9 protein-coding genes and 1 pseudogene are annotated in these 14,276 nt (G+C 68.9%); 4 read left to right on the forward strand and 6 right to left on the reverse strand.

From position 1 onward, the window contains the following. Nucleotides 1-55 precede the first annotated feature (55 nt). On the reverse strand, nt 56-1,378 hold the full coding sequence (locus CFB89_RS27015) for an ATP-binding protein (RefSeq protein ID WP_089470515.1): 1,323 nt from the start codon (nt 1,376-1,378) through the stop codon (nt 56-58). Beyond that, entirely contained in the window at nt 1,375-2,115 is a 741-nt protein-coding gene (locus CFB89_RS27020; protein WP_050016245.1) for a response regulator, read from the reverse strand. Before CFB89_RS27020 ends, CFB89_RS27015 begins: the two co-directional genes overlap by 4 nt. A 227-nt stretch (nt 2,116-2,342) precedes the next feature. Between CFB89_RS27020 and CFB89_RS27025 the strand changes: the two genes are divergently transcribed. Next, nucleotides 2,343-2,924, forward strand: a complete 582-nt coding sequence (locus CFB89_RS27025; protein WP_089470516.1) for a thioredoxin family protein — start codon at nt 2,343-2,345, stop codon at nt 2,922-2,924. Nucleotides 2,925-2,975: 51 nt separating this feature from the next. On the opposite strand, the gene CFB89_RS27030 is transcribed toward CFB89_RS27025, so the two are convergent. Beyond that, the gene (locus tag CFB89_RS27030) at nt 2,976-3,614 is read right to left on the reverse strand and encodes an FMN-binding negative transcriptional regulator (RefSeq protein ID WP_089470517.1); all 639 of its coding nucleotides are present in this window, start codon (nt 3,612-3,614) and stop codon (nt 2,976-2,978) included. A 122-nt stretch (nt 3,615-3,736) separates the two neighbouring features. On the opposite strand from CFB89_RS27030, the gene CFB89_RS27035 reads away from it, so the two are divergent. Beyond that, a complete protein-coding gene (locus CFB89_RS27035; RefSeq protein WP_089470518.1) occupies nt 3,737-5,245 on the forward strand; it encodes a PLP-dependent aminotransferase family protein in 1,509 nt (502 codons plus the stop codon). Between the two features lie 124 nt (nt 5,246-5,369). Beyond that, a complete protein-coding gene (locus tag CFB89_RS27040; RefSeq protein ID WP_089470519.1) occupies nt 5,370-7,601 on the forward strand; it encodes a penicillin-binding protein 1A in 2,232 nt (743 codons plus the stop codon). Nucleotides 7,602-7,695: 94 nt separating this feature from the next. Here CFB89_RS27040 and CFB89_RS27045 read toward each other — a convergent pair. The 3 genes and pseudogenes from CFB89_RS27045 to CFB89_RS27055 all read right to left on the reverse strand — a co-directional run. Further along, a pseudogene (locus tag CFB89_RS27045) lies at nt 7,696-8,199 on the reverse strand (adenosine deaminase); the annotation flags it as partial. Nucleotides 8,200-8,263: 64 nt separating this feature from the next. Then, nucleotides 8,264-9,580, reverse strand: coding sequence for a hypothetical protein (locus CFB89_RS27050; RefSeq protein ID WP_089470520.1), 1,317 nt, complete (start codon nt 9,578-9,580; stop codon nt 8,264-8,266). A 362-nt stretch (nt 9,581-9,942) separates the two neighbouring features. After that, complete coding sequence (locus CFB89_RS27055; RefSeq protein ID WP_089470521.1) at nt 9,943-11,361, reverse strand: MFS transporter; 1,419 nt, start codon at nt 11,359-11,361, stop codon at nt 9,943-9,945. Nucleotides 11,362-11,802: 441 nt separating this feature from the next. On the opposite strand from CFB89_RS27055, the gene CFB89_RS27060 reads away from it, so the two are divergent. Further along, complete coding sequence (locus CFB89_RS27060; RefSeq protein WP_089470522.1) at nt 11,803-14,265, forward strand: DUF3772 domain-containing protein; 2,463 nt, start codon at nt 11,803-11,805, stop codon at nt 14,263-14,265. The last annotated feature ends 11 nt before the right edge of the window (nt 14,266-14,276 follow it).

Here is a 14,276-nt window from a genome sequence, read left to right on the forward strand (position 1 = left end):
ACATCGCACGCTTCGGCGCGCGCCTGACACCGCGGCGCTCATACGCCGCGTCGCATCACCCCGCGTGCCTCAGCGTGAGCCGCGCTTCGAGCCCACCGCCGTCCGGCCGGTTGTTCAGCGTGAGCGTGCCGCCCATCGCGAGCGCGAGTTGCCGCGCGATCGCGAGACCGAGCCCCGTGCCGCCCGTGTCGCGATTGCGCGATGTCTCCACGCGCCGGAACGGCTCGAACACCGCGTCGAGCTGATCGTCCGGAATGCCGGGCCCACGGTCGAGCACGGCGATCACCGCGCCGCCGTCCGGCGCCGCCTGCACGTCGATCTCGGCCGCGCCCGCGAACTTCAGCGCGTTGTCCACCAGGTTGCCGACGATGCGGCGCAGCGCCTTCGGCCGCGTGACGAGCGCGAGCGGCGCATGACTGTGCAGCGCGACGTCCTGCCCCGCATCCGTGTAGTCGTACACGATGCTGTCGAGCAGCGCATCGAGATCGATGCGGCGCGCGGCTTCCTCGGTGCCATGCAGCGTGCGCGCATACGCGACGCCCTCCTTCACCAGATGCTCCATCTCCAGCAGGTCCTGGCGCAGCTTCGCGCCCTGCGCGTCGTCGTCCATCACGTCGACGCGCAGCCGCATCCGCGTGATCGGCGTCTGCAGATCGTGCGAGATCGACGCGAGGATCTGCATGCGCTCGGCCATGTACTGCGCGATGCGGTCCTGCATCGCGTTGAACGCCCGCGCGGCGCGCGCGACTTCCGACGGCCCGCCTTCGCTCAGCCGTTCGCCCTTCAGGTCGGGGCCGAGCGCGTCCGCGGCCTGCGCGAGCTGCTTGAGCGGCCGCGTCGCGAGCCGCACCGCGAGCCAGCAGCATGCGGCCAGCACCGCGAGCTGCACCACGAGCACGGCCGGCAGCCAGCCCGACAGCGGCACCGTCGACATCGGGTGGATGTCGATTGTCAGCGGCGAGCCGTCGGTAAGACGCAGATGCACCTGCAGATGTTCGCGGTCGCCGGGGATCGAATTCGCGGTCAGCGGGTAGTCGCCGCCGATGCCGTCCGAGATCGAGCGCTCGACGCGCGCCGACAGCCGCGCTTCCGGCGGCGTGCCGGTTTGGCCCGGCCCGAGGATGAACGCATAGCTGCGCCGTGCGAGACGCGGCAGCCACGCGGCCCGCTCCGCCGGCGGCAGATGGTCGAGCAGCGCGACCGAGCTGGCCACCTCGCGCTCGATGTAGCCCATCATCAGGTTCGTGGTCGCCTGGTCGCGCTCGGTCACGGTGAGCCAGAACGACAGCGTCTGCGCGAGCGCGAGGCCCACGCACAGGATCAGCGCGAGCCGCGCGAACAGTGAACGCGGCCAGTGCCACGGCGTGCGCGCGCTCATGGCGTACCGTCGACGGCGGTGACGGTCGACGAGAACACGTAGCCCTCGTTGCGCAGCGTCTTGATGTAGCGCGGTTCGCGCGCGCCGTCGCGCAGGCGCTGGCGCAGCCGGCTCACGAGCAGGTCGATCGAGCGGTCGAACGGGTCGGACTGCCGCCCTTGCGTGAGATTCAGCAACTGGTCGCGCGTCAGCACGCGCTGCGGGTTGTCGAGGAACACGCGCAGCAGCCGGTATTCGGCGCCGCTCAGCGCGACCAGCGTGCCTTCGGCATCGAGCAGGTGGCGTCCGGTCGTGTCGAGCTGCCATTCGCCGAACGCGAGCAGCGCGGCCGTTTCCGTCACCTGCATGCCGGGCGGCAGCATGCGCGCGCGGCGCAGCACCGAGCGGATCCGCGCGAGCAGTTCGCGCACCGCGAACGGCTTGGCCAGGTAGTCGTCGGCGCCCATCTCGAGGCCGATGATGCGGTCGGTTTCCTCGCCGCGGGCGGTGAGCATCAGCACCGGCACCGTGCGGAACTTGCCGGCGCGCAGGTCGCGGCACAGCGTCAGGCCGTCCTCGCCGGGCAGCATCAGGTCGAGCACGATCAGGTCGGGCGCGCCGTCGTCCAGCACGTTGCGCATCTCCCGGCCGTTCGCGGCGAGCGACACGCGCATGCCGTTCTTCTCGAGGTAGTCCGCGATCAGTTCGCGGATCGCGCGATCGTCGTCGACGATCAGCACGTGGTCGATCTTGTCCATGAGTCGTGGTCGGTATCGGGGTTCGGGCGGGCGATGTCCGCTTTTATACCGCACGGCGGGCATGCGTTTGTATCCCAATGTATCGCGCCACCTTGGCGACACACAACATTGCACACCCGCGGCCAGCCGGACACATCGCAGATACGTCGGCGCCGCCTAATGGGGCCTGTCGAAACCCGTCGGGCCGCCGCGCTCGCGCCGCGGCCCCCAACGATCAGGAGAACGCCATGCTGCCCCGACTCAAGACCGCCGCCCTCGTCATCGCCCTCGCCGCCACGGCCGGGCTCGCCGCGTTCGCCGGCACCCGCGACGACGCGGGCACGCAGGCGTCGCCGGCCGGCATGACGGCGCCGGGCTTCACCGGCATCGACCGCTGGCACAACAGCCCGCCGCTGACGCTCGACCAGTTGCGCGGCAAGGTCGTGCTCGTCGATTTCTGGACGTACTCGTGCATCAACTGCATTCATACGATTCCGTACGTGAACGACTGGTATCGGAAATATCGCGACCAGGGGCTCGTCGTGGTCGGCGTGCATACGCCGGAATATCCGTTCGAACGCGACGCGAAGAACGTCGCCGATGCGATCAAGCGCTTCGACATCCGCTATCCGGTCGCGCAGGACAACCGCTACGACACATGGCGCGCGTACGGCAACCAGTACTGGCCCGCGCTGTACCTGATCGATGCGAACGGCAAGATCGTCTATACGCGGTATGGCGAGGGCGGGTACGACAAGACGGAGGCGGCGATTCGGGGGGCGTTGGCGCAGGCGGCGGAAGGGACGAAGGATTCGACGCGCACGCAGTGACCTGGGCGGCGGGCGGGCGCGATACTCGCCGCGCCCGCTCGCGTCACGCGTTCATTCGCGCTTCGCGTCGGCCTCCGCCAGCATCGCTTCCCCGATCGCGAGCTTCCCGTCCGCGACCAGCGCCTCACCCGCGCCGCGGATATCGGCCTCGGCCTTGTTCTGCCCAAGCTTGCGCTTGCCGACGAGTCGCGTGATCTCGATCTGCAGCCCGACGATCGCCTGCAGCATCGTATCGATATAGTCCTTCGGCGCGTCGCCCATCTTCCACGGCACCGGCTGCGACGCCTCATGCGTGCGCGTCAGCCGCGCGACCACGCCGCGCACGAATTTCTCGTCGTCGCGCACCGTGATGCGGCCGTGCGCATGCACGACCCGGTAGTTCCACGTCGGCACCTGCCGGTGCGCGACGTGCTTGCTCGGATACCCGTTCGGCGAAATGTACGCGTCGCCGGCGCGGAAGATCACGAGCACCTCGTCGCCGTCCGCGATGTCCTGCCAGACCGGATTCGCGCGCGCGACGTGCGCGTGCAGTTCGCCGAGCCCGCCGTCGTCGGGCATCAGCTCGAACGGAAGGTGGTTCGCGTCGAGCCCGCTCTTGCCGTGCGTGATCAGGCTGCCGAACGGGTGCTGCACGATCAGTTCGCGCAGCACGTCGGGGTTGGGTTCGTTGAAATCGGCGGGGACGTACATGTCGGCTCCACGGTCGTGCGGGTGGGAAATGGGGCGGGTGCGGGCCCGTCATGCGCCGATTGTGAGCCCAAACTGGTTTATCCTGTAGAGCCGGTTTGAAACAATTTTAGCAGACCAGAATCATGGCAAGAACGGCCCGGATCGTCGAAATCCCGTCGCTCGGCGCGCTCGACCGCGCGGCCGGCGACCTGAGCCGCCAGCTCGCGCAGGCGCTGCGCGACGCGGTGCGCCGCGGCGACGTCCGGCCCGGCGACACGCTGCCTTCCACGCGGCTGCTGGCCGCATCGCTGCAGGTGGCGCGCGGCACCGTCGTCGACGCGTATGCGCAACTCATCGCCGAAGGCTTTCTCGAATCGCGCGGCGGCGCGGGCACGCGGGTGGCGAACGCACTCGCGGAACCGCCGCCCGTCGATGAACCCGCTCCCGCTGCCAGCCGTCGGCCCCCGGTACGCGACGGCCTGCCCGAGCCGGCCGCCTCCTTCGCGCGGATCGCCCTCGAATTCAGTCCGCTGCCGGCCGTGCCGTTCGCGATCTCGGTGCCGGTCGGCCTCACCGCGCCCGACGACATCTGGCGCCGGCTCGGCAATCGCCTGCGCGCCCGCGGCGCCGGCGCGCCGTCCGGCTATGCCGACCCGCAAGGCGCGCTGCCGCTGCGCGAAGCGATCGCCGATTACGTGCGCCGCTCGCGCTCGGTGCGCTGCGACGCCGGCCAGGTCGTGATCACGAGCGGCACGCAGCAGGGGCTGTATCTCGCGAGCCAGGTGCTGCTCGGCGAAAACGACCGCGCGTGGGTCGAGAATCCGGCCTATCGCGGCATCACCGCGCTGCTCGAAAGCACCGGGCGGCGCGATGCGATGGTTCGCGTGCCGGTCGACGCGGACGGCCTCGACGTCGACGCCGGCATCCGGCTCGCCCCCGATGCGCGCGCCGCATTCGTCACGCCGTCGCACCAGTACCCGCTCGGCATGCCGCTGAGCATGGCGCGGCGCAATGCGCTGCTGGCGTGGGCGCGCGCGCACCGCTCATGGGTCGTCGAAGACGACTACGACAGCGAGTTGCGCTACGAAGGCTATCCGTTCCCGTCGCTGCAAGGCCTCGCGCCCGACCGCGTGATCTATCTCGGCACCTTCAGCAAGATCCTGTTTCCGTCGCTGCGGCTCGGCTACGTGATCGCCCCCGACGATCTCGTGCCCGCGTTCTGCGGCGCGCGCGTGCTGATGGACCGCCATGCGCCGACCGCCGACCAGCACGTGCTCGCCGCGTTCATCGCCGAAGGGCATCTCGATCGCCACATCCGCCGCGTGCGCGGCGTCTATGCGGAACAGCGCGCGCTCTTGATCGACACGCTCGGCGCGCGGCTGCCGCGCGAGCGCGCGTGGGTGCAGCCGGGCGACCAGGGAATGCACGTCGTGCTGTGGCTCGCGCAAGGCATCGACGATCTCGACGTAGTCGCGCGCGCCGCCCGGGCCGGTGTCGCGGTGCGTGCGGTGTCGCCGATGTTCGCGCCCGGCACGGCACGCGCCGGGCTCGTACTCGGCTTCGGCGGGTTCGGCCGCGCGCAGATGGAAGCGGCCGCGCAGCGGCTCGCGGACGTCGTTTCGTCGGCGGAATCGCGGCCCCGCGCGCGGTAAAAGGTTGGCGGCGGGCAACAAACGTAATCGTCTGTAAATCCTGCAAGCAAACGGCCGTTTCGGGCCCCGGCGTGCGGCTTCCGTTTGCTAGGATCGCGCGTCTTCCATTCGCGCGCCTGCCGCCTTGAACCGCTTCGTGCCGTTTCTCCGAAACGCGTGGCTCCGTTGCCGCGCCCGTGTCGCGCCGCTCGCCGCCGCGTGCCGCACGCGCGTCCGCGCGCTGGGCGCCGGCGCGCTGCATCGCCTGCGCCGTCCGACCCGGCGCGGCGTCGCGCTGACGCTCGCCGCGATTCCCGTGCTGGGCCTGCTGGTCCTGCTCGCGTTCGTTCCGTTCACGCCGAGCATCGGCGACATCCGCAAGGCGCGCATCGACCGCCCCGCGCGCGTGCTGTTGGCCGACGGCCAGCTGATCGCCGAATTCCGGCCCGTGAACCGCGAATGGGTACCGCTCAAGCAGATCTCGCCGCACATGGTCGACGCGCTGATCGCGACCGAGGATCACCGCTTCTACGCGCATCACGGCATCGACTGGCGCCGCACGCTCGCGGCCGGGCTGCATACGTTCTCGGGCGACCGCCAGGGCGGCTCGACGATCACGCAGCAGCTCGCGCGCAATCTGTATCCCGACGAAGTCGGCCGTGCGCCGACGCTCACGCGCAAGGTGAAGGAGCTGATCACCGCGTTCAAGATCGAAGCGGTGTACAGCAAGGACGAGATCCTCGAAACCTACCTGAACACCGTGCCGTTCCTGTACAACGCGTACGGCGTCGAAATGGCCGCGCGCACCTACTTCGGCAAGTCGGCCGACCAGCTCGACATCACGGAAAGCGCGACGCTCGTCGGGATGCTGAAGGGCAACAGCTACTACAACCCGGTGCTGAATCCGGAACGCGCGGTCCAGCGGCGCAACATCGTGCTCGGCCGAATGGCGCAAATGGGCATGCTGTCGCCGCAGCAGCTCGCGAAACTGCAGCGCCGGCCGCTGCGCGTCGACTTCGAACCGCAGACGGCGCAGCCGGGCCTCGCGCCGCATTTCGCGGTGCAACTGCGCAAGTGGCTGATCGCATGGGCCGACCGCAACAACTACGATCTCTACTCGGACGGCCTCGTGGTGCGCACGACGCTCGACGCACGGCTGCAGGGCATGGCGACGCAGGCGCTGACGCGGCAGACCGAACGGCTGCAGGCGATCGCCGACGGCGCGTGGCGCGGGCCGTCCGGTTGCGGGCTGCGCAACAACCTGTTCCTCGGCTTCATTCGGCAGACGCCCGAGTATCGTCAGGCGCGCGACACGGGGCTCACCGATGTGGTCGCGCTGAAGCAGCTCGGCGCGAATCGCGAGTTCATGCGGGCACTGTGCGAGCGCAAGACGCAGGTGCAAGCCGGCTTCATCGCGATCGATCCGCGCAACGGTGCGATCCGCGCGTGGGTCGGCAGCCCCGACTTCGGCAGCGAGCCGTTCGATCACGTGGTACAGGCGCGGCGCCAGCCGGGTTCGACGTTCAAGCCGTTCGTCTATGGCGCCGCATTCGCGGACGGGATGCGGCCGGGCGATACGTTCGTCGACCGCCCCGTCGCGATCCCGATCGACGGCCGCGCCGTGTGGCATCCGACCGATGCCGAGCCGCCGACCGGCGAGCCGATGACGCTGCGCGACGCGCTCGCGCTGTCGCGCAACCGCATCACCGCACAGGTCATGCAGCGCGAAGGCGCCGCGAAGGTCGCCCAGCTTGCCCGCGCGATGGGCGTGCGCGACAGCCCGCTCGATGCGGTGCCGTCGCTCGCGCTCGGCACGAGCCCCGTCACGCTGAAGGAAATGGTGTCCGCGTACGGCACGATCGCGAACCGCGGCGTGTACGTCGCGCCGCAGATGATCACGCGCATCGAGGATCGCGACGGCCGGGTGCTCGCCGCGTTCGGCAGCGCGCCGCCGGAACGTGCATTGCCGGTGGCCGCCGCGCAGACGCTCGTCGACGCGATGCGCGGCGTCGTCGATTACGGGACCGGCGCGGACATCCGCTCGCGCTACGGAATCCGGATCGACGTCGCGGGCAAGACCGGCACGACGCAGGACAATACGGACGGCTGGTTCATCCTGATGCATCCGCAACTGGTGGCCGGCGCGTGGGTCGGCTTCGACGACGGCAGCGTGACGCTGCGCAGCGACTACTGGGGCGCGGGCGCGCACAGCGCGCTGCCGATCGTCGGGTCGTTCTACGATGCGGCGCTCCGTGCGCAGGCGATCGATCCGCACGTGCAGTTCTCGCCCGATTTCCGGCCGCGCAGCGCGCCGGCGCCGAAGCGGCGCGCACCGCAGCATTCGGGCCTGTTCGACTGGTTGAGGTTCTTTCGCTGATCGGGGCGGCTGCGGCGCCCGACGTGCGCCATCGTTCAACCAAGACACCGCTCGCACGATCACGAACGCGAACCCGCTGCCGGATTTCGAGAGCGGTGCGCAGATAGTACGAATTCGTCGGCACGACGGTGAAGACGATCCCGCGCTCCGCATAGCGTGCGCACAGCTCGGGGTTGTCGACGATCGTATAGCCGTGATCGATGCGGTCCACCTGCAGCAGGTCGACGGCCGTCTCGACGTTGCGCCACGGCATCCCGAACCCGCCCGCATGCGCGGTCGTGCGAAAGCCGGCCGCGCGTGCATTGCGGTACGCGTTCCAGAACAGTTCGAGCGGCCCGTCGTTCTCGCGATAATCGATGCCGAGCCCCGCAACTTCGTCCGCGCGATGCGCGTTCATTCACTCGACGATCGCAACCGCTTCGTCGGGGTCCTGCTCGCGGTCGATGCTCGGAATTAGGCGCGCGCCGATGCCGAAATCGCGCTCGGCATCGCGAATCGCCGTCACGATCGCGGCCTGCGCATTCGCATACGCGATGCCCGACACGTGCACCGTTCCCGTCGGATTCCAGAAGCATCCCGCATGCCTGACGTTGCGCGCGCCTTAATGTCAATAAAACGGATTTATTCTCATCCCAGGCATGCCGCGCTCGACGAACCGGCGCTCAGTCCGCCGTGTCGCCGCCCTTCGGCAGCTTCGACCACGCGCCGCGCCCCGGCATCGGCGACCACGCCGGGCGGGTCTTGCGGGCGCTGTCGATCACGACCAGGTAGCGGCCCGCGATCGGCGTGATGTCGCGATCGCGACGCAGTACCCACAACGACTTGCCGGCCTCGACGCGGGCCTGATAGTCGTCGTCGAGCAGGCCGTGCTGGTCGAGAAACGTGTTCAGCGACGCGGGAATCCGAACGCAGCCCTTCGAATGCCGGATGCCGAGCAACGCTTCGAGCCGGTCGGGGTCGGTCGCATGCATCTGGAAGCGCATCGGCGACACGCCGCCCTTGCCCCAGCCGCGCTCGCCGTCCACCCAGCCGAAGTCGTAGATGCGCATGTCGCGCCGGCCGTAGCCGCGAATGCCGTTCTCGTTCGTCGTGCCTTCCGCGCGGAAATCCATCGTGTCGGGCGAGTGATGGAATACGCCGAGCGGCGTCAGGAAATGGTCGTACTGGCCCGGCAGCCCCGTGCCGACCGGCGAGGCGCCGATCATCAACCATGCATTGGCCGGCGTCGCGCGGAAGTAGATGAACAGCGCCTGCACGTTCGGCGCGCGATCGACCATCACGACGTATTCGCCGGCAAGATCGCCGAGATCCGCATCGGCGAGCGCTTTCTGAAGGCGCTCGCCGTACGCGCGCTGTTCGTTCGCGGGCACGTTCAGGCGCCGCGTGACTTCCTGCGTGAAGCGCTTGCGCATGTCGAGCGCGCGTGTCGTCGCGTTTTGCGCCGCCTCGGCCGACAGCGGCGGATGACGGCGCGGCGGGGTGGGCGGAGCCGGTTCGGCCTCGCTGGCGGGCGTGCCGGACGCGGCCGATGCAGGCGCGGCGGCCGACGCCGCGGAAGCCGAGGAAGCGGCCGACGCCCCCGATGCCGCACTCGCGGGTTCCGTGTGATTCGCGTGATTCACGTGTGACGCGGCGGATGTCGGCGAGGCGGCAGATGCGCCCGATACCGCATGCGCAGATGAAGCCGGCTGCGTGCGGGAGGCCGCCGATGCGGGCGACGCAACAGAGGACGATTGCGCTGCAGACGACGGCGCATCGGACGCGGCAAAGGCGGGACGTTCAACGAGAGCGGAAATCGACACCACGGCAGCGAGCGACACGGCTGTGGCGACTGCACGGCTGAGGCAACGCGGCTTCGCAAAGCGCCGCGTCAAGTAGGAAAGAGTCATACGTTCGAAGCCATCGGCCGATCCGGCCGCCGCATGCTGCTGGTGCGAGCGGCGCGTCTTCCGCGCAAGCCATCGACACGTCCGGCGCATCGTGTGCGCCCGGCGCCGACGCCTCTTCGCGGCGGAGCCGTTCGCTGATGCAACGCGGGCGCTCCGATGGCGGCTAATGAGTCGTCAGGCCCTTCATTCTACTCGTCGATGCGCGGATCGGCAGCGACCGGAAGCGCGCTTTTACGTGTCATTGCGCTTCGTCACGCTTTGTTTCAACTCGTTGCCGATCGGGTTGCGTTGCGTGGCAGGCTGTCGGACGGGATATCTCGGCGCGCGTTCGAAGGCTTGCATGCTTCGGGGTTGATTCGCATCCCCAATCATGTGACGGCGCCGCACGTCGGAACGCAACCGCGTCGCACGCATGCCGCACGAACCGTGCGACACGCGTGCGCACCGGCCGACTACTTCGAGATGGCTTCGAGTGCGATGCCCTTCGTGCGCGGCCCCATCCCTCCGATCGCGGCCATCACGATCGCCATCGCGCCCCCGATGAACGCGAACACGCCGAACGTGCCGAAACCGCGCAGCACGGCTGCGATCACGAACGACGAGAAGATCGCCGAGAAGCGGCTCCACGAATAGACGAAGCCGACGGCCCGCGCGCGAATCGACGTCGGGAACAATTCGGCCTGGTACGCGTGGAAGCTGTACGACATGATGTTGCTCGCGAGCGTGAGGCCGATGCCGAGCACGATCAGGAACGCGCCCACCGTCGTCTGGCTGAACAGCAGCCCGCAGACGACGATCGCCGCCGCCATCGCGACGATCACCGACTTGCGCTCGAAGCGGTCGGCGATCACGAGGCCGATCAGCGGGCCGATCGGCGCCGCGAGCGCGATCACGCTCGAATACATCAGGCTCGACGTGATCGTGATCCCCTGCTTGATCAGCAGCGTCGGCACCCAGTTCGCGAAGCCGTAGAAGCCGACCGTCTGGAACACGTTGAAGATCGTCATCATGATCGTGCGGCTGCGATACGGCGGCACCCACATGTCGCGGAAGCTGCCGCGCGGCGGCACGGGTTCGGCCGGCGCGGGCGGCGGCAGCGGCCGCCCGTATTCGGCTTCGACCTTCGCCTCGAGCGCGCGCATGATGCGATCGGCTTCGTCGAGCCGCCCCTGCTGCGCGAGCCAGCGCGGGCTTTCGGGCAGCTCGCGTCGAATCCACCACACGAACAGCGCGCCATGCGCGCCGATCAGCACGACCCAGCGCCAGCCGTCGAGGCCGAACGGCGCGTGCGGCACGAGCAGGTAAGCAAGGAACGCGACCACCGGCACCGCGACGAACCCCACCGCCTGTTCGCACGCGAACGCGCGGCCGCGGATCTGCTTCGGCACGAGTTCGGAGATGTACGTGCCGATCGTGACCATCTCGACGCCGAGGCCGAGACCGACGACGAAGCGCCAGAAGTTCAGCCCGGCCGCGGTGTCCTGGAACGCCATCACGACGTTGGCGGCCGTGTACCACAGCAGCGACCACGTGAAGATCGCGCGGCGGCCGAACCGGTCGGCGAGGAAGCCGCACGCGATCGTGCCGATGAAGAGCCCGGAGAACAGCGCGGCGATGAAGCTCGCGACGCCCGTGGTGCCGAACAGGCCGTGCGTCGTCGCGGACAGGATGCCGCTTTTCACGAGGCCCGGCGCGACGTAGCCGCTGTAGAGCAGGTCGTAGAGCTCGAAGAAGAAGCCGAGGCTCAGCAACACGACGAGCTTCCAGACGCTGCGCGTCGGCGGCAAGCGGTCGAGACGGGCCGAGATGGAGCCGGGGTCGATGGATGAGGATTGGGCAGGTGCCTGCGAAAGGCTGTCCGTTGAGGCCATCTTGGGCGTGTCTCCTGATCGTGTCGTGCGTTGTTCTCCGGCGGCTCGCCGAACCGCCGCCGGGCTAATCGCTGCATTGTACCGGCACGCCCGTTCGACGCATGTGCACGCCCGGCAGGACGGCCACGCCGGCCGCCGAAGCCGTTCGCTGCCCCGTTTTCCGCCGGACATTGTGTAAATTGCGTAACCGTCTGTCGGGTTCGGAAAGCGCGTCGGCGGCCCGTTCCCGGGCCTGCCGCCCCGCGCTCTGGCCGCCCAGGCCGGCAACAATGGGGCTGCCGCGCTGTTTCGCGCCGGCGCGCGCCGCCCGAATCGCCGCGAACGAGGGCACGCAATCGGGACAACCACGGGTTCCGCGCCCCGGTAACATGCTACCGGCCCAACCACCGGCTTCCGGCTGCCTTTCGGCAACCGGCATTGTCGGCAAATCGTAAGAATTCCATGTCCATACAACGACTATCCACGTATGCCCGCCGGATCGCGCTGATCGCGCTGCTGCAGTTCGCGACGATCGCGACCGCGTCGGCGTTTCCGGCGGCCGCTTCCGCTCCCGTCGCGAGCGGCGTCGGCGCAACCGTGCCGGCCATCTCGCTGCCCGACGCCGTCGCGCAGCTCAAGCAGATGCAGGCCGAGCTGGACCGCATCAAGCAGCAGACCTCGACCGCGTCCAACAGCAAGGAGCTGGACGGGCTCGACGACTCGGCGCAGGAGCTGAGCACCGATGTCGCGAAACTGCAGGGCGATCTCACGCCGCAGCGCGCGCAGGTTCAGGCGCAACTCGACGTGCTCGGGCCGCCGCCGGCCGACGGCGCCGCGCCGGAAACGCCCGCCGTCGCGAAGCAGCGGGCCACGCTGGACGCGCGCAAGACGCAGATCGACGCCGCGCTGAAGCAGGCCGCCGACCAGAAGGCGAGCCTCACGAACCTGACCGAGCAGTTCGCGAAGCTGCACCGCAGCCTGCTGAAGAACCAGCTCGCGTTCCGTTCGGGCAGCATCTTCAGCGCGCAGTTCTGGCTGCCGCTGTTTCACCTGTCGCCGGACGATCGCCAGCGGCTCGACGATTTCAACGGCGAACTGTTCGACATGCTGCGTTCGTCGTGGGTGCCCGGACAACGGGCGATCACCACGCTGCTGCTGATCGCCGCATTCGCCGCATGGCTCGGCGGCCGCCGGCTCATCGAGCGCGGGCTCGCCTGGATCGCGCTGAACCGTCTGCCGCCCACCCGCCTGCGCCGCAGTGCGCTGGCGCTGTCGACCGCGCTGTCGACCTTCCTGGCGACGGCCATCGCGATCCAGATCCTCTACCTCGCCGTCGCGCGCCACTACGAGCTCACGCCGTCGCTGACCGATCTGTGGGACCAGTTCGCGAAGCTCGCCGCGACCTGCGCATTGATCGCCGGGCTCGGCCGCGCGCTGCTCTGCACGAAGCATCCGTCGTGGCGCCTGCCCGCGCTCGCCGATCCCGTCGCGCTCGCGATGAAGCCGTTCCCCGCCGTCCTGGCCGGGCTGCTGCTGGTGTCGGGCACGCTCGAATCGATCAACCGGATCGTCGACACCAGCCTGTCGGTCACGCTGTTCGGCCGCGGCATCGTATCGCTCGTCGTCGCGCTGACGGTCGGCGCGTCGCTGTTGCGCGCGAACCGCGCACGCGCCGCGCTCGCGGCGGCCGGCGAGGCGCCCGAGCAGCGCTCGACGCTCGCGGGCCTGATCCATGCCGGCGTCACGCTCGCGATCGTCGCGTCGTTGATCGCACTCCTGATCGGCTACATCACGGTCGCGCGCTTCATCACGTACGAGCTCGTGTGGTTCGAGATCGTGCTGTGCGCGACCTACATCCTGATCCAGTTGACGCGCGACGCGAGCGAAAGCCTGTTCTCGTCGAGCCTGTCGACGGGCCAGCAGATCAAGCACCTGTTCGCACTCGAAGATCGCCACCTCGATCAGGCGCGCACGGTCCTGTCCGGCTTCGGCACGAGCCTGCTGATGCTGATCGCGGCGATCGCGCTGCTGACGGGCGGCTTCGGCACGACGCCGGGCGACCTGCTCGACAGCGCGGTCGCGATGATCGGCAGCCAGCGGCTGCAGAGCCTGAACATCATGCCTGACCGGATCATGAACGCCGTGATCGGCTTCGCGATCGGCTTCTACCTGTTGCGCTCGCTGCGCCGCTGGCTCGACGGCGAGTTCATGCCCGCGCTGGGCATGGATACGGGTATGCGCGTGTCGCTGATCACGCTGTTCACCAACGTCGGCTACGTGCTGCTCGTGCTGATGACCCTCGGGCTGCTCGGCGTCCGGTGGAGCAATCTCGCGTGGATCGTCAGCGCGTTGTCGGTGGGTATCGGCTTCGGCCTGCAGGAAATCGTGAAGAACTTCGTGTCGGGGCTGATCCTGCTGACCGAACGCCCGGTGAAGGTGGGCGACATGGTCAGCATCGCGGGCGTCGAAGGCGACATCCGCCGCATCAACGTGCGCGCGACCGAGATCCAGCTGAGCGACCGCTCGACCGTGATCGTGCCGAATTCGCAGTTGATCTCGCAGAACGTGCGCAACGTGACGATGGGCAACAGCACGCAAGGCGTCGCGACGCTGGTGCTGACGTTCCCGCTGAACACCGATCCCGAGCAGGTGCGCGACCTGCTGCTCGATGCGTATCGCGAGCACCCGGCGATTCTCGAGAAACCGGCGCCGTCGGTGACGTTCAGCCAGCTCGCGCCGGACGGGATCACGCTGAGCGTGACGGGCTACGTGTCGAGCCCGCGGATCGCGAGTTCGACGAAGAGCGACCTGCTGTTCGAGATCCTCAAGCAGTTGCGCGCGGCGGGGATCACGCTGTCGAGCCCGCAGATGCTGGTTGTGCAGAACATGCCGACGAACGATGGTCCCACTCGGCAAGAATCGTAAGTGAGCCATTG

The sequence above is a fragment of the Burkholderia sp. AU16741 genome (genome assembly GCF_002223345.1).
In the GTDB taxonomy this organism is placed as follows: Bacteria; Pseudomonadota; Gammaproteobacteria; order Burkholderiales; family Burkholderiaceae; genus Burkholderia; species Burkholderia sola.

Coding starts and splice junctions, on each gene's coding strand:
- CFB89_RS27015 (WP_089470515.1), bottom strand. CDS start 1,378: ATGAGCGCGCGCACGCCGTGGCACTGGCCGCGTTCACTGTTCGCGCGG.
- CFB89_RS27020 (WP_050016245.1), bottom strand. CDS start 2,115: ATGGACAAGATCGACCACGTGCTGATCGTCGACGACGATCGCGCGATC.
- CFB89_RS27025 (WP_089470516.1), top strand. CDS start 2,343: ATGCTGCCCCGACTCAAGACCGCCGCCCTCGTCATCGCCCTCGCCGCC.
- CFB89_RS27030 (WP_089470517.1), bottom strand. CDS start 3,614: ATGTACGTCCCCGCCGATTTCAACGAACCCAACCCCGACGTGCTGCGC.
- CFB89_RS27035 (WP_089470518.1), top strand. CDS start 3,737: ATGGCAAGAACGGCCCGGATCGTCGAAATCCCGTCGCTCGGCGCGCTC.
- CFB89_RS27050 (WP_089470520.1), bottom strand. CDS start 9,580: ATGCGCCGGACGTGTCGATGGCTTGCGCGGAAGACGCGCCGCTCGCAC.
- CFB89_RS27055 (WP_089470521.1), bottom strand. CDS start 11,361: ATGGCCTCAACGGACAGCCTTTCGCAGGCACCTGCCCAATCCTCATCC.
- CFB89_RS27060 (WP_089470522.1), top strand. CDS start 11,803: ATGTCCATACAACGACTATCCACGTATGCCCGCCGGATCGCGCTGATC.